The organism is Streptomyces sp. NPDC127098 (assembly GCF_042722465.1).
Lineage (GTDB): Bacteria > Actinomycetota > Actinomycetes > Streptomycetales > Streptomycetaceae > Streptomyces > Streptomyces millisiae.
Genome location: NZ_JBHXFJ010000094.1, coordinates 1 through 18,882 on the forward strand (window position 1 = coordinate 1; position 18,882 = coordinate 18,882).

The 18,882-nt window shown below is 74.3% G+C and carries 16 protein-coding genes; 12 read left to right on the forward strand and 4 right to left on the reverse strand.

Annotated elements, in window-relative coordinates:
* Positions 1-156 precede the first annotated feature (156 nt).
* The 8 genes from ACFWI8_RS33960 (at position 157) to ACFWI8_RS33995 (ending at position 9,581) form a co-directional block, all read left to right on the forward strand.
* Positions 157-963, forward strand: a complete 807-nt coding sequence (locus ACFWI8_RS33960) for a DeoR/GlpR family DNA-binding transcription regulator (protein WP_387099433.1) — start codon at positions 157-159, stop codon at positions 961-963.
* A 191-nt stretch (positions 964-1,154) separates the two neighbouring features.
* Complete coding sequence (locus tag ACFWI8_RS33965) at positions 1,155-2,678, forward strand: FGGY family carbohydrate kinase (RefSeq protein ID WP_387099435.1); 1,524 nt, start codon at positions 1,155-1,157, stop codon at positions 2,676-2,678.
* Entirely contained in the window at positions 2,671-4,137 is a 1,467-nt protein-coding gene (locus tag ACFWI8_RS33970) for an FGGY-family carbohydrate kinase (protein WP_387099437.1), read from the forward strand. Before ACFWI8_RS33965 ends, ACFWI8_RS33970 begins: the two co-directional genes overlap by 8 nt.
* A gap of 47 nt (positions 4,138-4,184) precedes the next feature.
* Complete coding sequence (locus tag ACFWI8_RS33975) at positions 4,185-5,255, forward strand: NAD(P)-dependent oxidoreductase (protein WP_387099439.1); 1,071 nt, start codon at positions 4,185-4,187, stop codon at positions 5,253-5,255.
* A 538-nt stretch (positions 5,256-5,793) separates the two neighbouring features.
* Positions 5,794-6,411: a histidine phosphatase family protein gene (locus tag ACFWI8_RS33980; RefSeq protein WP_387099441.1), complete on the forward strand. Its 618-nt coding sequence runs from the start codon at positions 5,794-5,796 to the stop codon at positions 6,409-6,411.
* A gap of 49 nt (positions 6,412-6,460) precedes the next feature.
* Positions 6,461-7,531, forward strand: a complete 1,071-nt coding sequence (locus ACFWI8_RS33985) for a sugar ABC transporter substrate-binding protein (RefSeq protein ID WP_387099443.1) — start codon at positions 6,461-6,463, stop codon at positions 7,529-7,531.
* A gap of 12 nt (positions 7,532-7,543) precedes the next feature.
* Entirely contained in the window at positions 7,544-8,335 is a 792-nt protein-coding gene (locus tag ACFWI8_RS33990; RefSeq protein ID WP_387099445.1) for an ATP-binding cassette domain-containing protein, read from the forward strand.
* Positions 8,328-9,581, forward strand: coding sequence for a sugar ABC transporter permease (locus ACFWI8_RS33995; protein ID WP_387099447.1), 1,254 nt, complete (start codon positions 8,328-8,330; stop codon positions 9,579-9,581). Before ACFWI8_RS33990 ends, ACFWI8_RS33995 begins: the two co-directional genes overlap by 8 nt.
* An 18-nt stretch (positions 9,582-9,599) precedes the next feature.
* Here ACFWI8_RS33995 and ACFWI8_RS34000 read toward each other — a convergent pair whose 3' ends face one another.
* On the reverse strand, positions 9,600-10,376 hold the full coding sequence (locus tag ACFWI8_RS34000) for a ricin-type beta-trefoil lectin domain protein (RefSeq protein ID WP_387099449.1): 777 nt from the start codon (positions 10,374-10,376) through the stop codon (positions 9,600-9,602).
* A gap of 203 nt (positions 10,377-10,579) precedes the next feature.
* Positions 10,580-11,182: a TerD family protein gene (locus ACFWI8_RS34005; RefSeq protein WP_387099461.1), complete on the reverse strand. Its 603-nt coding sequence runs from the start codon at positions 11,180-11,182 to the stop codon at positions 10,580-10,582.
* Positions 11,183-11,466: 284 nt separating this feature from the next.
* On the opposite strand from ACFWI8_RS34005, the gene hppD reads away from it, so the two are divergent.
* From hppD to ACFWI8_RS34020, 3 genes are all read left to right on the forward strand, one after another.
* Entirely contained in the window at positions 11,467-12,612 is a 1,146-nt protein-coding gene (gene hppD / locus ACFWI8_RS34010) for a 4-hydroxyphenylpyruvate dioxygenase (protein WP_387099463.1), read from the forward strand.
* 50 nt (positions 12,613-12,662) lie between these two features.
* A complete protein-coding gene (gene fahA / locus ACFWI8_RS34015; RefSeq protein ID WP_387099451.1) occupies positions 12,663-13,865 on the forward strand; it encodes a fumarylacetoacetase in 1,203 nt (400 codons plus the stop codon).
* Positions 13,866-13,928: 63 nt separating this feature from the next.
* On the forward strand, positions 13,929-15,206 hold the full coding sequence (locus tag ACFWI8_RS34020) for an APC family permease (protein WP_387099453.1): 1,278 nt from the start codon (positions 13,929-13,931) through the stop codon (positions 15,204-15,206).
* Positions 15,207-15,311: 105 nt separating this feature from the next.
* Here ACFWI8_RS34020 and ACFWI8_RS34025 read toward each other — a convergent pair whose 3' ends face one another.
* Together ACFWI8_RS34025 and ACFWI8_RS34030 are read right to left on the reverse strand one after the other, a co-directional pair.
* Positions 15,312-16,097, reverse strand: a complete 786-nt coding sequence (locus tag ACFWI8_RS34025) for a glucosamine-6-phosphate deaminase (RefSeq protein WP_387099455.1) — start codon at positions 16,095-16,097, stop codon at positions 15,312-15,314.
* Between the two features lie 28 nt (positions 16,098-16,125).
* Positions 16,126-16,974, reverse strand: a complete 849-nt coding sequence (locus ACFWI8_RS34030; RefSeq protein ID WP_387099457.1) for a MurR/RpiR family transcriptional regulator — start codon at positions 16,972-16,974, stop codon at positions 16,126-16,128.
* A 269-nt stretch (positions 16,975-17,243) separates the two neighbouring features.
* Here ACFWI8_RS34030 and ACFWI8_RS34035 point away from each other — a divergent pair, with 269 nt between their 5' ends.
* On the forward strand, positions 17,244-18,794 hold the full coding sequence (locus ACFWI8_RS34035; protein ID WP_387099459.1) for an ABC transporter substrate-binding protein: 1,551 nt from the start codon (positions 17,244-17,246) through the stop codon (positions 18,792-18,794).
* Positions 18,795-18,882: the final 88 nt, after the last annotated feature.

Here is an 18,882-nt window from a genome sequence, read left to right on the forward strand (position 1 = left end):
CGACTCCTCGACGCACTCGAAGCCCACGACGCCGAAACCGCGGAACGCGTCATGATCGACCACGTCCGCGCCAGCGGCACCTACCGCGCCCGGGGCACGGCCTGAACCGCCGTCCACGGCATTCCCGGACGGTGCGCGGCGTGCCAAGCTGTGGGCGTGGCGACCGATCCCATCGCCGGCGAAGGGGCCAGGCGTAATCCGGAGTTGCGGCGGGTGGCCATGCGCCGGCAGGTGTCGGAGGCCGGGTTCGTGCGGGTGGCCGAGCTGGCCAGCCGGTACGGCGTGAGCATCATGACCGTGCACCGGGACCTGGACGAGCTGGCGCGGCGGGGCTTCCTGCACAAGGTGCGCGGCGGCGCCACCTGCGCGCCGACCACCACCTTCCACGGCGACCTGGAGCACCGGATGCGGGCCCAGGTGGAGGCCAAGGAGGCGATCGCCCGGGAGGTGCTGGCGAGCGAGGTGCGGCCGGGCCAGGTGATCGCCCTGGACGACAGCACGACGTCCCTGATGCTGGCCAGGCTGCTGCCGGAGCGCGCGCCGTTGACCGTGGTGACGCACTTCCTGCCGGTGTTGCGGGCGCTGGCCGCGCGGCCCGGCATCGAGTTGGTGGGTCTTGGCGGGCGTTACGACGCGGCGTACGACTCGTTCCTCGGCCAGGCCACCGCGCGGGCGGCCGCCGGGCACTGTCCCGACGTGCTGTTCCTCTCCACGACCGCGGTGGCCCAGGGGGTCTGCCGGATCCAGTCGCGGAACACCATGGTCACCAGGCGGGCGTTGATCGCCTCGGCGGCCCGCAGCGTGGCGCTGATCGACCACAGCAAGTTCGACCGCAGGGCGCCCTACCGGCTGGCGGCGGTGGGCGAGTTGGACCGGGTGGTGGTGGACGCCGGCACCCCCGAGGCGACGGTGCGCGAGCTGCGCGCCAGGGGCGGCCGGATCGACGTGGTGGACGCCGGCTGACGGGCGCGGGCGGGTGTGAAGTTCACCCCTCCAAACCTCCGCCCGGGGCCGGGTTTCCCCGCGCTGAGCTGGGCTTCCGCCCGTACCACCCGGCGTCGTCGGCAAGATCGATGTTAAGAGTTGCGAACTCCCGCGAGCGGCGCGTGTAATACGCCTCACTTCTGGCACGGCCGGAAAGAGGTGGTGCGGCAATGGCGCTGGACGATGCTCCTTTCGACGGTCCCTTCGACGGTCCTTTCGCGGTCTGCGTGGACGCGGGCACGACGGTCATCAAGGCCGTGGTGTTCGACGCGATCGGGCGCGAGGTGGCGGTGTGCCGCCGGGAGACCGTGGTCGACCATCCGCGGCGCGACCGCGCCGAGCAGGACATGGACGCGGTGTGGCGGGCGGTCGCCGCCGCCGTCCACCAGGCCGTGGCCGCCGCGCCGGGTCGGGTGCGGCTGGTGGCGCTCACCGCGCAGGGCGACGGCGCCTGGCTCGTCGACCGCCACGGCCGGCCGGTGCGGCCCGCGGTGCTGTGGAACGACGCCCGCGCCGCCGACGTGGTGCGGGAGTGGCGCGCGGCCGGGGTGCTGGCCCGCGCCTACCGGAGGAACGGCTCGCTGACCAACGCCGGGCTGCCCAACGCCATCCTGCGGCAGCTGGCCGTGGCGGAGCCGGACGTGCTGCGGACCGCGCACGCGGTGCTCACCTGCGGCGGCTGGCTGTTCCTGCGGCTGACCGGGGTGCTGGGCATCGAGGTGTCGGAGGCGTCGGCGCCCTGGCTCGACATCACAGCCCGCGCCTACTCGGACGACCTGCTCACCACCTACGGGCTGGCCGAACACCGCCGGCTGCTGCCGCCGTTGCTCTCCGGCGCCGAGCAGGTCGGCGAGCTGACCGGCGGGGCGGCGGCCGAGCTCGGCCTGCCGGCCGGCACGCCGGTGGTGCTGGCCCCCTACGACGTGGTGGCCACGGCGCTCGGCACCGGCACCACCGCCGCCGGGCAGGCCACCTGCGTGCTGGGCACCACGCTCTGCACCGAGGTGCTGGTCGACGCCCCCGACACGGCGGGCGACCCGTCGGGGCTCACCCTCGCGTTCGGGCCGCGGCGGCCGGTGCTGCGGGCGTTCCCCACGCTGGCGGGCACCGGCGTGCTGGACTGGACCGCCGACCTGCTGGGCTTGCGGGATCTCGGCGAACTGTCCACGCTGGCCGCTCGGTCGGCGCCCGGCGCCGACGGGCTCCGGCTGCTGCCGTACCTGTCGCCCGCCGGGGAGCGGGCGCCGTTCCTCGACCCGGCGGCCAGCGGTCTCGTCACCGGGCTGCTGTTCGCGCACCGCCGCGAGCACCTGGCCCGCGCGGTGTTCGAAGGTCTCGCGCACGTCATCAGGGACTGTCTTGAGGCGGCGCCGCACCGGCCGGTGGAGCTGGCGCTGTGCGGCGGCGGCGCGGCCAGCGAACTGTGGTGCCAGCTGATAGCGGACGTGACGGGCGTGCCGGTGGTCACCACCGAGGACAGCCAGGTGGGCGCCAAGGGCGCGCTGCTGTTCGCGCTCACCGCGCTCGGCGACCACCAGGACCTCGGCGCCGCCGCGGCCGCGCTGGTCAGGCGCGGCCGGCGGCTGGTGCCCGCGGCGGGCACGCGGGAGTTCCACGACCGGGAGCACGCCGAGTTCCTGGCCACCAGGGCGCTGGTCGCCGCCCGCTGGAAGGGGTGGCGGGCCGATGTCTGAGCCGGTGTGGATCGGGGTCGACCTCGGCACGCAGAGCGTCCGGGCGCTGGCCGTCGACGACGCGGGTCACACCGTGGCCGGCGCGGCCCGCCCGCTGCGCGGCCACCGCGCGGGGTCGCGCCACGAGCAGGACCCGGATGCCTGGTGGACGCTGGCCGCCGACGCGCTGGCCGAGCTGACGGCGGGCCTGGGCGGCCGGCCGGTGGGGGCCGTCGCGGTCTGCGCCACCTCGGGCACCGTGCTGCTGACCGGTCGGGACGGCGTGCCGTTCACCCCGGGGTTGATGTACGACGACGCGCGCGCCGGCACGCTGGCCGCGGCCGCCCAGGAGGCGGGGGCCGAGCTGTGGGCCCGGCTCGGGTACCGGATGCAGCCGTCCTGGGCGTTGCCCAAGCTGCTGTGGTGGCGCGACCGGGGGCTGCTGGCCGCCGGGGTGCGGCTTGCCCACCAGCCGGACGTGGTGACGGCCGGGCTGGTCGGCCACCCGGTGGCCAGCGACTCCAGCCACGCGCTGAAGACCGGCTACGACCTGCTCGGGGAGCGCTGGCCGGCCGAGGTGCTCGCGGCGCTCGACGTCGACCCGGCGGTGCTGCCCGAGGTCGTGCGCCCGGGCACGGTGCTCGGCGAGGTCGGCCAGGTGGCGGCGGCGCGCACCGGGCTTCCGGCCGGCACCCCGGTGGTGGCGGGCATGACGGACGGCTGCGCCGCGCAGCTGGCCGCCGGCGCGCTGGGCGTCGGCGAGTGGAACTCGGTGCTCGGCACGACCCTCACGCTCAAGGGGGTGAGCACCGCGCCGCCGCGCGACCCGAGCGGCGCGGTGTACTCGCACCGGGCGCCGCACGGCGACCTGTGGCTGCCGGGCGGCGCGTCGAGCACCGGGGCCGGGGCGGTGCGGGCGCTCTTTCCCGACGCTGACCTGGACGCGTTGACGGCGCGGGCGGCGCGGGTGCGCTCGGTGCCGACGTGCTATCCGCTGGTCGGTCCCGGCGAGCGGTTCCCCTTCGTGGCGCCGGAGGCGCGCGGTTTCCTGGGCGACGGGCCGCTCGCGGTCTCCGACGACCAGGACACGGCCTTCGCGGCGGTGTGCCTGGGGGTCGCGCACCTGGAGCGGCTGGCGTTCGAGGTGCTGGCCGGTGCGGGGGCCGACGTGGGCGGGCCGGTGTCGTTCACCGGCGGCGCCACCCGCAACGCCTGGTGGAACCAGCTGCGGTGCGACGTGCTTGGCGTCCCGGTGCGGCTGCCGGCCAACCCCGAGCCGGCGCTCGGCATGGCGGTGCTGGCGGCCGGGACGCTGGGCGGCGACGTGCCGGGCGCGGCCCGGCGCCTGGTCAGGGTGCGGCACACCCTGGAGCCCGACCCGGCGCGGACCGCGGCGCTCATCCCCGGCTACCACGCGCTGGTCGCGGAGTTCGCGCGGCGCGGCTGGATCGATGCGCGGTTCGCCCCCCGTGGCGGGTAACCCACAGGACGAGTCAGGCAGTGCAGACGAGTCAGGGAGGCAGCGACGTGTCGGAACCCATCCCGGTCCTGGTCGCCGGGGACCACTTCGTGCTCAACCGGCTGCTGGTCGAGGCGTTGCACGACGCCGGCGGCCCGGCGGCGTGGCGGGTGCGGGAGCTGGAACTGCCGTGGCCGCACGTGCCGTTCGGGCCGGTGGCCGAGGTCCGGGAGGCGTCGGGGTCCGAGGAGCAGCTGATCGAGGCGCTGGCCGGGGTCCGGGTGTGCCTGACCCAGATGGCGCCGCTGACCCGGCGGGTGCTGGAAGCCTGCCCCGACCTGGAGCTGTTCGCGGTCTGCCGGGGCGGCCCGGTCAACGCCAACCTGGCGGCGGCCGCCGAGCACGGCGTCACGGTCACCTTCGCGCCGGGCCGCAACGCGGCGTCGACCGCCGAGCACACGGTGGCGCTGATGCTGGCGGCGATGCGCCGGATCCCGCCGGCGCACGAGTCCATGCTGGCCGGCCGGTGGGAGGGCGGCGGCTACGCGTACGAGGCGGCCGGCCTCGAACTCGCCGGCAGCACGGTGGGGTTGGTCGGCGCCGGCGCGGTCGGCGGCCGGGTGGCCGCGGTGCTGGTGGCGCTCGGGGCGCGGGTCCTGGTGGCCGACCCCTACGCCGACCCGGCGGCGCTGCCGGCCGGGGTGCGGGTGGTCGGACTTCCCGAGCTGCTCGCCTCGTCCACGGTAGTCTCGCTGCACGCCAGGCTCACCCCGGAGACGGCCGGGCTGATCGGCGCCGCCGAGCTGGCCGCGATGCCGCGCGGCTCGGTGTTGGTCAACTGCGCGCGCGGTGGGCTGCTCGACTACGCGGCACTGGCGGCGGCACTGCGCGAGGGGCATCTGTTCGCCGCGGGCCTGGACGTCTACGACGCGGAGCCGCTGCCGCCCGACCACCCGCTGCACGGCGCGCCCGGTCTTGTCATGACTCCGCACCTGGCGGGCGCCAGCCGGGCGGTGGCCGAACGCGCCGCGCGGATGGTCGCCGCGGAGGCGCTGCGCTGGCTCAACGGCGAACCGCCGCTGCACGCGACGGCGCTGCCACGTTCGGCCGACCCGGGCCGCGCGGGAGCGGACCGATGAGCGCCGCCGGCCGCCGGCCGGCGGTGAAGCCGCTGACGGGGCGCGCCGTGCCGCACGCGGCGTACCGCCGCGCTCGACCGGCACTGCTCGGCGCACGCCGGTGGGCCGACGGATGCGCGCCGCCGGACCGCGCGGTCACCCTGCGGGGCCACATGCCAGCCACGCGCCGAACGCGGAGCGGCGCGGCGGCCGCGCGGCGTGCGGCGAACGCCGGCGGGCCATCGCCCCGGCTCCGAGCGATACGCGGCGAAGTCGCGAACGCGTGCCCGGCGCCGCTCGGCCCAGGAGGGTGGGCGGGCACCGCCCCGCCACGGCCGGCGCGGCGCGGCGCGGACGACGGCGGACAGCCGCCGCTCGGGGGACGCACCACCCGCCTCACGGTCGACACCCGCCGGCCCGGCCACCGCTCGGTCCCGCCTCCAGCGGCACGCGGCGCCGCCGCGAGCGGCCCGCCGCCGCTGGCGCGGAGACCCGCGGCGGGCGACGGCCGGCGGTTGTTCGTGGTTCGGCCGCGCGGCAAGCGTCGGGCGGTGATCCGATGAGCGCGCGGCTGTTGCTGATGCGGCACGCGGAGACCGTCTGGCACCGGGACAACCGGTACGCCGGCGCGCGCAGCGATCCGGATCTGAGCGAGGCGGGGTGGCGGCAGGTGGCGGCGTTGGCGAACGCGGCGCCGGCCGAGGGCGTCACCGCGGTGGTCAGTTCGCCGCTGCGGCGCGCGCTACGCACCGCCCGCCCCGCGGCCGACGCGCTCGGTCTTCCGGTGCGGGTGATGTCCGGGCTGCGCGAGGTCGACTTCGGCGTCCTGGAGGGCCGCACCAGGGCCGAGGCCGACCCGGCGCTGGTGCGCGCGTTCGTCGCCGATCCGGTGGCGCACCCGTTCCCCGGCGCCGAGCCGCCGGAGTTCGCGGCGCGCCGGGCCACGGCCGCGCTGCGCGAGATCGGCGCGCGGCACCCGGAGGACACGGTCCTCGTGGTCGCGCACAGCACGGTGCTGCGGCTCGCGCTGTGCGCGCTGCTCGGTCTGGAACTCGGCTCGTACCGCCGGGTCTTCCCCCGGTTCGAGAACGTCGCGGTCACCGAGGTCCGGCTGCCGGCCGAGCCCGGTCTGCCGGCCGCGTTGCTGTCGCTCAACCGTCCCGTCGTCGGGCGGTGAGCCCGACCTTCCCCCACTCCCCCATGCCTCCCGCTCGGAAAGGACCGTCGTGCGCAGACTCGTTTCCCTCACCGCCGCCGCCCTGCTGGCCCTGACAGTCGCGACCGCCTGCACGACCGAGGAGGGCGGCGGTGGCAGCGGCGGGAACGGCGACGGCGGCGATGCCAAGATCGCCTTTCTGATGCCGGACATCGCCTCGACCCGCTACGAGCTGTACGACAGCCCGCTGTTCGAGGCCCGGATGGCCGAGCTGTGCGCCGACTGCGAGGTGATCTACAACAACGCCAACGCGGACGCCTCCCGCCAGCAGCAGCAGGCCAACTCGGCGCTCGCGCAGGGCGTGGACGTGATCGTGATCGACCCGGTGGACTCGACGGCGGCGGCCAGCATCGTGAACACGGCCCGCTCCCAGGGGGTTCCGGTGATCGCCTACGACCGGCCGATCCTGGAGACGCCGCCGGACTACTACATCTCCTTCGACAACGAGGCGATCGGCGAACGGATCGGCCAGTCGCTGGTCGACCATCTGCGGGAGACCGGCGCCGAGGGCGGCCTGTTGCAGGTCAACGGCTCGCCCACGGACGCCGCCGCGGGCCTGATCAAGCAGGGCATCCACAACGCGATCGACGACAGCGGCTTCGAGCTGCTCGCGGAGTACGACACGCCCGACTGGCAGCCGTCCGACGCCCAGGAGTGGGTGAGCGGCCAGATCACCAGGTTCGGTGAGGAGATCGCCGGCGTGGTGGCGGCCAACGACGGCACGGGCGGCGGCGCGATCGCCGCGTTCCGGGCGGCCGGCGTCGAGGTGCCGCCGGTGACCGGCAACGACTTCGAGGTGGCGGCGGCCCAACGGATCGTGGCCGGTGACCAGTTCAACACGATCTCGAAGCCGATCGCGATCGTCGCGGAGGCGGCGGCCGAGGTGGCCCACCAGTTCGCGTCGGGCGAGGAACCCGAGGGCGAGACCACCCTGTTCGACACGCCGGCGCAGCTCTTCGAGCCGACCGTGGTGACGTTGGACAACCTGGCCGAGGTACTGGCGGAGTCGGAGCAGATCGAGGTGTCCGAGGTGTGCACGGCCGAGTACGCGGACGCCTGCGCCGCGGCCGGCCTGGGCTGAGCGGGGTCGACGATGGCAGCCAACGTTTCCCCTCCCGCCCTGTCGCTGCGCGGCATCAGCAAGAACTTCGGCGCGGTCGCCGCGCTCACCGAGGTGGATCTGGACGTGGCGCCCGGCGAGGTGGTGGCCGTGGTCGGGGACAACGGCGCCGGTAAGTCGACGCTGGTGAAGGTGCTGGCCGGGGTACACCGGGCGGACTCGGGGCGGATCGCGTTCGGCGACGCGGAGGTGACGATCGCCAGCCCGGCCGACGCGCACACGCTGGGCGTGGCCACCGTCTTCCAGGACCTGGCGCTCTGCGAGAACCTGGACGTCGTCGAGAACCTGTTCCTGGGCCGGGAGTTGCGGCGCGCACGGCTCGACGAGGTCACCATGGAGCTCAGGTCGTGGGAACTGCTGCGCCAACTGTCGGCGCGCATCCCCTCGGTGCGGGTGCCGGTGGCGGCGCTGTCCGGCGGGCAGCGGCAGACGGTGGCCATCGCCCGCTCGCTGCTCGGCGATCCCCGGATCATCGTGCTCGACGAGCCGACGGCGGCGCTGGGCGTGGCCCAGACCGCCGAGGTGCTCAACCTCATCGAGCGGCTGCGCGACCGCGGCCTCGGGGTGATCATGATCAGTCACAACCTGGCGGACGTGCGCGCGGTCGCCGACCGGGTGGCGGTGTTGCGTCTCGGCCGCAACAACGGGTTCTTCGGGGTGGCCGAGGTGTCCGACGAGGAGATCGTCGCGGCGATCATCGGCGCGTCCGACAACGCGGTGACGCGCCGGGCGGGGCGTGGGAAGGGCGTGGGCAGTGATGAGTGACCTGAAGGCCGCCAGGGACGCGGCGCCGCTCGACCTCCTCGACGAACGGCTGCGCCGGGGCGAGGGCCCGCGGGCGGCGCTGGCGGTCATCGTCGAGCGGATACGCGGCGGCGATCTGGGGGCGCTGCCCATCGTGCTCGGTCTCGTGGTGATCTGGACGGTGTTCCAGTCGCTCAACTCGGCCTTCCTCTCCAGCGCCAACCTGGAGAACCTGCTGATGGAGAGCGTGCCGGTGGGCGTGATCGCGCTGGGCGTGGTGTGCGTGCTGCTGGTGGGGCAGATCGACCTGTCGGTCGGCTCGGTCAGCGGCCTGTCCGCGGCGCTGACGGCCGTGACCTTCGTCGAGGCCGGCTGGCCGATGCCGCTGGCCATGGCGACGGCGATCGGCACCGGGGCGGCGATCGGCTGGGTGTACGCGACGATGGTGACCCGGCTCGGGGTGCCGAGCTTCGTCGCCACGCTGGCGGGGCTGCTCAGCTTCCTCGGGGTGCAGCTGTACCTGCTGGGCGACACCGGGGCGATCAACCTGCCGTACGACTCGGGTCTGGTGCGGTTCGCCCAACTGACGTTCGTGCCGGCCTGGTTCTCGTACGTGCTGGTGGTGGTCGCGGCGGTCTGGCTGTTCGTCACGGGCCAGGCGCTGGCGCGGGCGCGGCGGCGAGCCGGTCTCTCGGCGCGCTCGACGCCGCTGCTGGTGGTGCGCAGCGCCGCGGTGCTGGCCGGTCTCGGCTTCGCCGCCTGGTACCTGAACGAGGCCAGGGGCGTGGGGTGGATGTTCGTCTGCTTCGTGGGTCTGGTGCTGGCGGCGCACTACGCGCTCACCAGGACGAGTTGGGGACGCTCGCTGTTCGCGGTCGGCGGCAACGCGGAGGCGGCGCGGCGGGCCGGGATCAACGTCCGGCGCGCCTACACCACGGCGTTCGTGCTGTGTTCGTCGCTGGCCGCGCTCGGCGGGCTGCTCGCCGCGTCCCGGCTGGCGGCGGCCAACCAGGCGAGCGGGGCCGGCGACGTGAACCTCAACGCGATCGCGGCGGCGGTGATCGGCGGCACCAGCCTGTTCGGCGGCCGGGGCGGCGCGTTCTCGGCGCTGCTCGGCATCCTGGTGATCCAGTCGATCTCCAACGGCCTGACCCTGCTGGACCTGGACTCGTCGTTCCGCTTCATCGTGACCGGTCTGGTGCTGGCGCTCGCCGTGACCCTCGACTCGGCGGCCCGCCGTTCGCGGGCCGCCCACGGGATGGCGTAGCGGCTCAGCGGGACCGGGTCAGGGCGCGGTCCACTTCTGGGCGGGGTTGCCCGAGCAGTTGGCGATCTGGAGCGGAGTGCCGTTGGAGGTGTTGGCGTTGGCGACGTCCAGGCAGCGGTCGGCGACGACGTTGACGATGTCGCCGGCGGCGCGTTCGATGCGCCACCGCTGGATGGCCTGGGTGGAGTCGCAGTTCGCCAGCACCACGCGGGTGCCGTCGGCGGTGGCGCCGCCAGCGAGGCTGAGGCAGTGGCCCTGGACGCGCAGGGTGCCGTCGGAGGCGACGGTCCACTGCTGGCGCTCGGTGCCGTTGCAGTCCCAGAGGTGCAGTTCGGTGCCGGGTGCCGGGTCGTAGGTGTTGGACTCGGCGCACTTCTCGGCGAGGCCGCGGATCAGGCCGGTGGGCCCGGTGACCCGAACGGGCTGGTTCCGCTCTGCTGGCTCGTCGTCCTGCTGGGCCGGCGGCTCGGCGGGTTCCTCGTCGGCCGGCGGCTCGGCGGGCTCCTCCTCGGGCTCCTCGGCCGGGGGCTCCTCGTCGACCGGCGGGGGCGGCGGCTGCTCCTCGGTCTCCTCCGCCGGTTCCTCTTCCTCCTCCTCTTCGGGCTCCGGCTCCTCGGTCTCCTCGGTCGGCTCGTCGACCAGCGGTTCGGCCGACTGCTCGCTCTCGGGCGCCGGCGCGGCGACGGGCTCCTGCTCGCCGTTGTCGAGCCGGGCGGCCACGGTGGTGGCGCCCGCGATGACGGCGACCGCGGCGGCCGTGCCGCCCAGGGTGGTCCAGACCCGGCGACCGGGCACGAGCCCCCGGCTGGCGCGCGCCGGTTTGCTCGCGAACGTGTGGGAAAAGCGGGGAGATGGCACCGGTTCCTCCGTTGGCGGGGCACGGGGCACGATCGGGGAAGGGGCAACAGCCTAGCCAGCGCCGGCCGTTGACCGCAGCCTGGGTCCCGTGCAAACGGTGAAGATGCCGGGTGGATCGACGGGACCCGCCGGGCGCCGGGTCAGACGGTGACGCCGTGGTCGGCGGCGATGCCGCGCAGCCCGGAGGCGTAGCCCTGTCCGACGGCGCGGAACCGCCATTCCGCGGCGTGCCGGTAGAGCTCGCCGAAGACCATGGCCGCATCGCTCGACGCGTCCTCGGTCAGGTCGTAGCGGGCCAGTTCGCCGCCGTCCGCCTGGTCGATCACGCGGATGAAGGCGCGGGTGACCTGCCCGAAGCTCTGCCGCCTGGCGTCGGCGTCGTAGATGGAGACGGCGAAGACGACCCGGTCGACCTCGGGCGGGAGCGCCGCGAGGTCCACCATGATCTCCTCCTGGTCGCCGTCGGCTCCCCCGCCGCCGCTGCCGCCGACGAGTTCGTCTCCCATGTGGGTGACGGATCCCTCGGGGCTCTTGAGGTTGTTGAAGAAGACGAAGTGGCGGTCGCTGGGGACCCGGCCGCGCGCGTCGACCAGCAGCGCGCTGGCGTCCAGGTCGAAGTCCGCGCCGTTGGCCACGGGTGACCGGGTGCGCGCCTGCCAGCCGAGGCCGACGGTCACCGCCGTCAGGTTCGGGGCCTGTTCGGTCAGCGAGACGTTGCCGCCCTTGGACAGCGACACACCCACGTCGATCAACTCCTGAGGCTCGGGGACGGACCGCATCGAAATCTACATCACTGTAGAAATCGACCGAGCGATACCGGACGCACTGGTCAACCTGTACAGCGATGCGCGCCGGAAACCCGACACTCTGATCAGCCTTACCAGCGATCGCTGGCGGCTCTTGCCCGACTCGGGCGCGCCGCGGTGTCATTCTGTACAGCGATCCCTCTGGTGGAGGAGGCCCGACCGTGAGCATCGATGTGACCCTCACCAGCCAGGAGCGGCTGGCCCGGCTCGACGCCGACCAGCTGCGGCAGCTGGTCGGCCTGGTGGAGTACGACGCGGCGCGCGACCCGTTCCCCCTCACCGGGTGGGACGCGGTGGTCTGGTCCGTGGGCAACGCCACCCAGGCGGCCCTCTTCCACCAGCTGGTGTTCGGCATGGAGCTGGTGGCCTACTCGGGCCCGGAGACCGGCAACCGCGACCACCACGCCTACGTGCTGCGCTCCGGCGCGGTCCGCTTCGTGCTGAAGGGCGGCGTCGACCCGGCCAGCCCGCTGCTCGACCACCACCGGGCGCACGGCGACGGGGTGGTCGACATCGCGCTCGAGGTGCCGGACGTCGACCGCTGCGTGGCCCACGCCAGGGCGCAGGGCGCCACCGTCCTGGAGGAGCCGCACGACCTGACCGACGAGCACGGCACCGTCCGCGTCGCGGCCATCGCCGCCTACGGCGAGACCCGGCACAGCCTGGTCGACCGCTCCCGGTACTCCGGCCCCTACCTCCCCGGCTACGTCAGCCGCGTCTCGCCCCGCACCCGGGCGGCCGGCGAGCCCCGGCGGATCTTCCAGGCGCTCGACCATGTCGTGGGCAACGTGGAGCTCGGCCGGATGGACGAGTGGGTGGACTTCTACCGCCGCGTCATGGGCTTCACCAACATGGCCGAGTTCGTCGGCGAGGACATCGCCACCGAGTACTCCGCCCTGATGAGCAAGGTGGTGGCGAGCGGCAACCACCGGGTCAAGTTCCCGCTCAACGAGCCGGCGGTCGGCCGGAAACGCTCGCAGATCGACGAGTACCTGGACTTCTACACCAGCCCCGGCGTGCAGCACCTGGCGCTGGCCACCTCGGACATCATCACCACCGTGGACACGCTGCGGGAGCGGGGCATCGAGTTCCTCGCCACCCCCGACTCCTACTACTCGGACCCCGAACTGCGGGCCCGCATCGGGGAGGTGCGGGTGCCCATCGAGGAGCTGCGCTCGCGGGGCATCCTGGTCGACCGGGACGAGGACGGCTACCTGCTGCAGATCTTCACCAAGCCGCTCGGCGACCGGCCCACGGTGTTCTTCGAGTTCATCGAGCGGCACGGCTCGCTCGGCTTCGGCATCGGCAACTTCAAGGCGCTCTTCGAGGCCATCGAGCGCGAGCAGGCGAAGCGGGGCAACTTCTGAGCGCGCGGACGGGGCCGGCGACCCCGGACAGCGCGCGGGCCTGGCCCGAGGTGGACCCCGCGCACCCCTTCGGGCTGAGCACGCTGCCCTACGGCAGCTTCACCGCGCCCGGCTCGCCCGACCCGCGTGTCGGGGTGGCGGTCGGCGACCTGGTGCTCGACCTGACGGCGGCGGCGCGGGCCCTGCTGCCGGCGGACGCCGCCCTGTTCGCCGCCGGCACCCTGGACGGGCTGCTGGCCGCCGGGCCGGCCACCTGGGCCAGGGTCCGCGCCGCGATCACCGGGTGGCTGACCGACGAGCGGCGCCGACCGGTGCTCGAACCGCTGCTGGTGCCGGCCGAGTTCACCACGCCGCGGCTGCCGTTCACCGTCGCCGACTACACCGACTTCTACGCCAGCGAGGAGCACGCCACCAACCTGGGCCGGTTGTTCCGCCCGGGCGGCGCGCCGCTCACCCCCAACTGGAAGCACCTCCCCGTCGGTTACCACGGCCGGGCGGGCACCGTGGTGGTCTCCGGAACGCCCGTGGTCCGCCCCAGCGGCCAACGCCGCGCCCCGGACGGCGAGATCGTCTTCGGCCCCACCGCCCGGCTGGACTTCGAGGCCGAGGTGGGCTTCGTGGTGGGCGCCCCGTCGACGCCAGGACGGCCGGTGCCGCTGGCCGAGGCCGACCGGCACGTCTTCGGCGTCTGCCTCGTCAACGACTGGTCGGCCAGGGACATCCAGTCCTTCGAGTACGTGCCGCTCGGCCCCTTCCTCGGCAAGTCCTTCGCCACCTCCGTCTCGCCCTGGGTGGTGCCGCTCGCGGCGCTGCGCCACGCCCGGGTCGCGCCGCCGCCGCGCGATCCGCGGCCGCTGCCCTACCTCGACGACGCCGGGGCCTCGCCGTGGGGGCTCGACCTGGAGCTGACCGTGACGCTCAACGGCCACGAGATCTCCCGGCCGCCGTTCGCCGGCGTCTACTGGACGGCGGCCCAGCAGCTGGCCCACCTCACCGTCAACGGCGCGCCGCTGCGCACCGGCGACCTGTTCGCCTCGGGCACCGTCAGCGGCCCCCGGCGGGAGCAGCGCGGCTCGCTGATCGAGCTCACCTGGAACGGCGCGGAGCCGCTGGTGCTACCCGACGGCGGCGAGCGCGCCTTCCTCCTGGACGGCGACGAGGTGACGATCGGCGGCACGGCCCCCGGCCCTGACGGCGGCCGGATCTGGCTCGGCGAGGTGCGCGGCCGGGTGCGGGCGGCAGCCCCCGGGTAACCGCCGCCGCCGCGTCCGGGATCATGGCCCGGACACGACAGGCGACCCCGAGAGGGCACCACCATGAACGGACCCGGCGGCACCGACCAGCGGCTGCGGCGGCGGCTCGGTCTCCTCGACGCGGTGGTGATCGGACTCGGATCGATGATCGGGGCCGGCGTCTTCACCGCGCTGGCCCCAGCCGCCGGGGCCGCCGGCGGCGCCCTGCCGCTCGCCCTCGCCCTGGCCGCGCTGGTCGCCTATTGCAACGCCACCTCCTCGGCCCGGCTGGCCGCGCGCTACCCGGCCTCGGGCGGCACCTACGTCTACGGCAGGGAGCGGCTCGGCGACTTCTGGGGCTACCTCGCCGGCTGGGGCTTCGTGGTGGGCAAGACCGCGTCCTGCGCGGCGATGGCGCTCACGGTCGGCGCCTACGCGTGGCCGGAACAGGCGCACGCGGTGGCGGTCGCGGCCGTGGTGGCGCTCACCGCGGTGAACTACGGCGGGGTGCGCAAGTCGGCCTTGCTCACCCGGCTGATCGTGGCCGTGGTCCTCGCGGTGCTGGCCGCCGTGGTGGTGGCCGCGCTCACCTCGGACCGGGCGAGCCTCGGCCGGATCGACCTGGCGGCCGGCTGGACGGACGCCGGGCCCGAAGGACTGCTGCGGGCCGCCGGGCTGCTGTTCTTCGCCTTCGCCGGCTACGCGCGGATCGCCACCCTGGGCGAGGAGGTGCGCGATCCGGCGCGCACCATCCCGCGGGCGATCCCGCTGGCGCTGGGCATCGCGCTCGTGGTGTACGCGGCGGTGGCGCTGGCCGCCCTGGCGGTGCTGGGGGCCGGCGGCCTGGCCGGCGCCGCCGCCCCGCTGGCCGACGCGGTGCGGGCCGCCGGGGTGCCGGGGCTGGCGCCCGTGGTCCGGGTGGGCGCGGTGGTGGCCGCCCTGGGCTCGCTGCTGGCGCTGATCCTCGGCGTCTCCCGCACCACGCTGGCGATGGCCCGCGACCGGCACCTGCCGCACCCGCTCGCCGCGGTGCATCCGCGGTTCGGGGTGCCGCACCGGGCGGAGCTCGCGGTCGGCGCCGTGGCGGCGGTGGTCGCGGCGACGGTGGACGTGCGGGGCGCGATCGGCTTCTCCTCCTTCGCGGTACTGGTCTACTACGCGATCGCCAACGCCAGCGCCTGGACCCTCCCCTCGGCCGAGGGCCGGCGGCGCCGGGTGGTCCCGGCCGTCGGCCTGCTCGGCTGCCTGGCCCTGGCCCTCGCGCTGCCGCTCACCTCGGTGCTCGCCGGGGCCCTGGTGCTGGCGGTCGGCGCGGCCGCCTACGCCGTCCGCCACCGGGGCGCGGCGCCGACCGGCCGTTGACCAGGAAACAGTTCACGTCGGATTCCGGAAACTCCCCCTGTCCGATGGCCCGTTGGCGGCCCGGCTCTGCAAGGCCGCCAACCGGTAACCGACCGGCCGGCGGTGTCAGATGCCCTGCCAGGCCGGCTTGTTGGCCCAGGCGTGCCGGTAGTAGTCGAGGTTGGCGAGCCGGCTCGCCGCCGGTTCGTCGACGATGACGGTGGCGTGGGGGTGGAGTTGGACGGCTGAGGCGGGGTGGCTGGCGGTGAGCGGGCCCTCGACGGCGGCGGCGATGGCCGGTGCCTTGGACGCGCCGAAGGCGAGCAGCAGCAGGTGTCGGGCGCGCAGGATGGTGCCCAGGCCCTGGGTGACGCAGTGCAGCGGCACCTCGTCGGGCGTGGTGAAGAACCGGGCGTTGTCGCGGCGGGTGCGCTCGGTGAGGGTCTTGACGCGGGTGTGGGAGGCGAACGAGGAGCCGGGCTCGTTGAAGCCGAGGTGCCCGTCGGTGCCGATCCCGAGCAGTTGGACGTCGACGCCGCCGGCGGCCTCGATGGCCCGCTCGTACTCCTCGCCCGCGGTCCTGGCCCGTTCCGGCTCGCCGTCCGGCACGTGGACCAGGCGTGGGTCGAGCCCGAGCGGTCCGGTGACCTCACGGGCGACGTAGGAGCGGTAGCTCTGGGGGTGGTCGGCGGGCAGGCCGACGTACTCGTCGAGAGCGAAGGCCCCGACCCGGCTGACGTCCCGCCGCTCGCGGGCGATCAGCTCGGCGAGCGCCCGGTAGACGGGCAGCGGGGTGGAGCCGGTGGCAAGGCCGACCACGGCGTCGGGTCGCGTGTCGAGGGCCGCGAGCACGGCGCGGGCCGCGAGTTCGCCGCCGGCGGCCGCGTCGGACACGATGACGACCTCTGTCATGGGTTTTCCGTTCTGCGTCTCTCGGTGTTCAGGTCTCGTCCACGGTGCGGTAGTGGACTGCGGCGTAGGTGTTGCGCAACGCCGCCATGGAGGCGTCGTACGAGGTTTGCGCCACTCCGGTGAAAAGGCAGTCGACGACCATGAGTTGAGCGATCCTGCTGCCCAGCGCCCCGGAGCGGAACCGGGTCTCCCGGGCGGCGGTCGTGAGCACCACGTCGGCCACCTCGCCCAGCGGGGAGCGTCCGTGGTTGGTGATGGCGACGGTCGACGCGCCCGCCTGGCGGGCGATGGTGACGAACTCGACGGTGTCGATGGTGGTTCCGGAGTGCGAGATGGCGATGGCGACGCATGTGTCGTCCAGGGTGGCCGCGGCCGTCCTGGCGGCGTGCGGATCGCGCCAGTTGAGCGCGGTGCGGCCGATGCGTACCAGCTTGTGCTGGAGGTCGAGGCTGACGAACGAGCTGGCGCCGACGCCGAACCCGTCGACCCGGCGGGCGCCGGCGACCAGGCGCACGGCCCGGGCGAGCGCCGCCCGGTCGAGGGCGTTCATGGTGTCGGCTATCGAGAGCGTCTCGTTGAGCGCCACCTTGGAGACGATCTCGTCCAGGGTGTCGTCGCGGTCGATGTCGCCGGAGACGGCCGGCAGTTCGGCGTGGGCGAGCTTCTCGCGGGTGGCCTCGCGGGCGACGTCGATCCGCAGGTCCCGGTAGTGTGCGTAGCCGATGCGGCGGTAGAAGCGGACCACGGAGGTCGGCGAGGTGCCGCAGCGCTCGGCGAGATCGGCCATGGAGAGCAGCGCCGAGTCGGCCGGGCTGTCGAGGATCGCCTGGGCGACGCGCCGCTCGGAGGGCCGCAGGGACGGGAGCGCGGCGCGCATCCGTACCAACACCGTTCGGGAATCGGGTCGTTCAGTGGCCTCGTCGCGCACGCTCGCTCCTTCCGTTCCGACGCCCGTAACCGCGCGTCAGCCCACGGTAGCGGCCGGGGCCCAACTCCCGTTGCCCAGCGGGGAACATATTTACACCACGGAACCGATGAAGGTAAGTTTCTGCCAGCCCCGCTTCGCAGGCGCCTTGGTGTCACGCTCCGAACGTCGTCTCCACCCCACGCGCGGCTGAGTACCACCCCACAGCTTTGAGGAAGCTCATGTCACACAGAAAGCGGATAGGCCGCGGCACGCTGGCGACGCTGAGCGGGGCCACGGCGCTCTCGCTCGTGCTCGTCGGATGCTCGGACTCCGGCTCGTCCGACGGCGCCGCGCCCACCGCGGGCGGCGACCTGGTCATCGGCGTGACCTCGGACCCCGACACGCTTTTCCCCTGGAAGGCCACCCAGTTCCAGGCGGTGAACGTGCTGCAGAACATCTACGGCACGCTGACGGAGCTGGACTCCGACATGTCGGTGGTGCCCGGCCTCGCCGAGGAGTGGGAGACCTCGGACGACGGCCTCAGCCTCACCTTCCACCTGCGCTCCGACGTCACGTTCCAGGACGGCAGCGCCATGGACTCCGAGGACGTGGTGTTCTCGCTGGAGAGCATCATGGCCGAGGAGACGGCGGCCGTGGCCGCCGCCTCGCTGGCGGCGGTGGAGTCGGTCGAGGCGCCGGACGAGACGACGGTGGTGCTCGAACTCGCCAGCCCCGACGCCTCGCTGCCGGCCAACCTCGCCTCGGTCAACATGGCGATCCTCTCCTCGGACGACACCGAGGAGGAGCTGAACACCCAGCCCAACGGCACCGGCCCCTTCACCTTCGACAACCGGGTGTCGAGCCAGTCCGTCACGCTGGTCAGGAACGAGGAGTTCTGGGGCTACCCGGCGGCGCTGGCCAGCGTCGAGTTCCGGGTGATCCCCGACGAGTCGGCCATCGTCTCCGCGCTCCAGTCGGGCAACGTGCAGATGTCCGTCTTCGACGACCCGCTGGTCGCGCAGACCGCCGAGACCGGCGAGGTCACGGTGGAGGCCACCGCGCAGCTCAGCTACCACACCCTGATGCTGAACGCGAGCCGCGGCGACCTGGCCGACCGCAACGTGCGGCTCGCCATCCAGTGCGCCATCGACCGGCAGGAGGTGCTCGACACGGCCGCCCTCGGCGAGGGCGAGATCACCGGACCGATCACCTCCCCGGCCTACCGCTCCGACCCGCAGGCCCGCCCCTGCCCCGAGCGCGACCTGGGCCAGGCGGAGCAGTACCTGGCCGACGCGGGCCTCTCGGAGGTCACGGTCAACGCCATCGTCTCGCAGGGCGAGTACGCCACCTCCGTCAACGAGGCGCAGAACCTCCAGGCCCAGCTCGCCGAGGCCGGGATCAACCTGGAGCTCGAGGTGCTGGAGTCCGGCGCCTACGTGGACCGCTGGGTGGCCGGCGACTTCGACGCCGCGGTCGCGCTCAACGGCGGCAACCCCGACCCGCACGGCATGTACGGCCGGTACTTCACCAGCGACGGCAACCTGAACCCGGTGGCCGGCTACAGCTCCCCCGAGCTCGACGACCTGTTCGCCCAGGGCCGGGCCGTCGAGGACCCGGACGAGCGCCGCGAGATCTACCGCCAGATCTCGGAGCACCTGGAGGAGAACGCCGCCTGGATCTGGCTGTTCACCAGCTACAGCTACACGGCGACGACCTCGTCGGTGCAGGGCTTCACGCCGATGCCCAACGGCTCGCTGCGGTTCCTCCGCACGACGGCCCTCACCTCCTAGTCCGCGGCGGGGGGGGGGGGGCGGCGCCGCCGCCGCGGGGGGCCCCGCCGCCCCGCCGGGGACCGGGGCGCCGAGGAGAAGCCCCCCA

What these genes read in the sequence shown, in the direction of transcription:
- ACFWI8_RS34025 (WP_387099455.1), bottom strand. Translation starts at nt 16,097, where the DNA reads ATGACAGAGGTCGTCATCGTGTCCGACGCGGCCGCCGGCGGCGAACTC.
- ACFWI8_RS33980 (WP_387099441.1), top strand. Translation starts at nt 5,794, where the DNA reads ATGAGCGCGCGGCTGTTGCTGATGCGGCACGCGGAGACCGTCTGGCAC.
- ACFWI8_RS33965 (WP_387099435.1), top strand. Translation starts at nt 1,155, where the DNA reads ATGGCGCTGGACGATGCTCCTTTCGACGGTCCCTTCGACGGTCCTTTC.
- ACFWI8_RS33970 (WP_387099437.1), top strand. Translation starts at nt 2,671, where the DNA reads ATGTCTGAGCCGGTGTGGATCGGGGTCGACCTCGGCACGCAGAGCGTC.
- ACFWI8_RS33990 (WP_387099445.1), top strand. Translation starts at nt 7,544, where the DNA reads ATGGCAGCCAACGTTTCCCCTCCCGCCCTGTCGCTGCGCGGCATCAGC.
- ACFWI8_RS34035 (WP_387099459.1), top strand. Translation starts at nt 17,244, where the DNA reads ATGTCACACAGAAAGCGGATAGGCCGCGGCACGCTGGCGACGCTGAGC.
- ACFWI8_RS33995 (WP_387099447.1), top strand. Translation starts at nt 8,328, where the DNA reads ATGAGTGACCTGAAGGCCGCCAGGGACGCGGCGCCGCTCGACCTCCTC.
- ACFWI8_RS34030 (WP_387099457.1), bottom strand. Translation starts at nt 16,974, where the DNA reads ATGCGCGCCGCGCTCCCGTCCCTGCGGCCCTCCGAGCGGCGCGTCGCC.
- ACFWI8_RS34020 (WP_387099453.1), top strand. Translation starts at nt 13,929, where the DNA reads ATGAACGGACCCGGCGGCACCGACCAGCGGCTGCGGCGGCGGCTCGGT.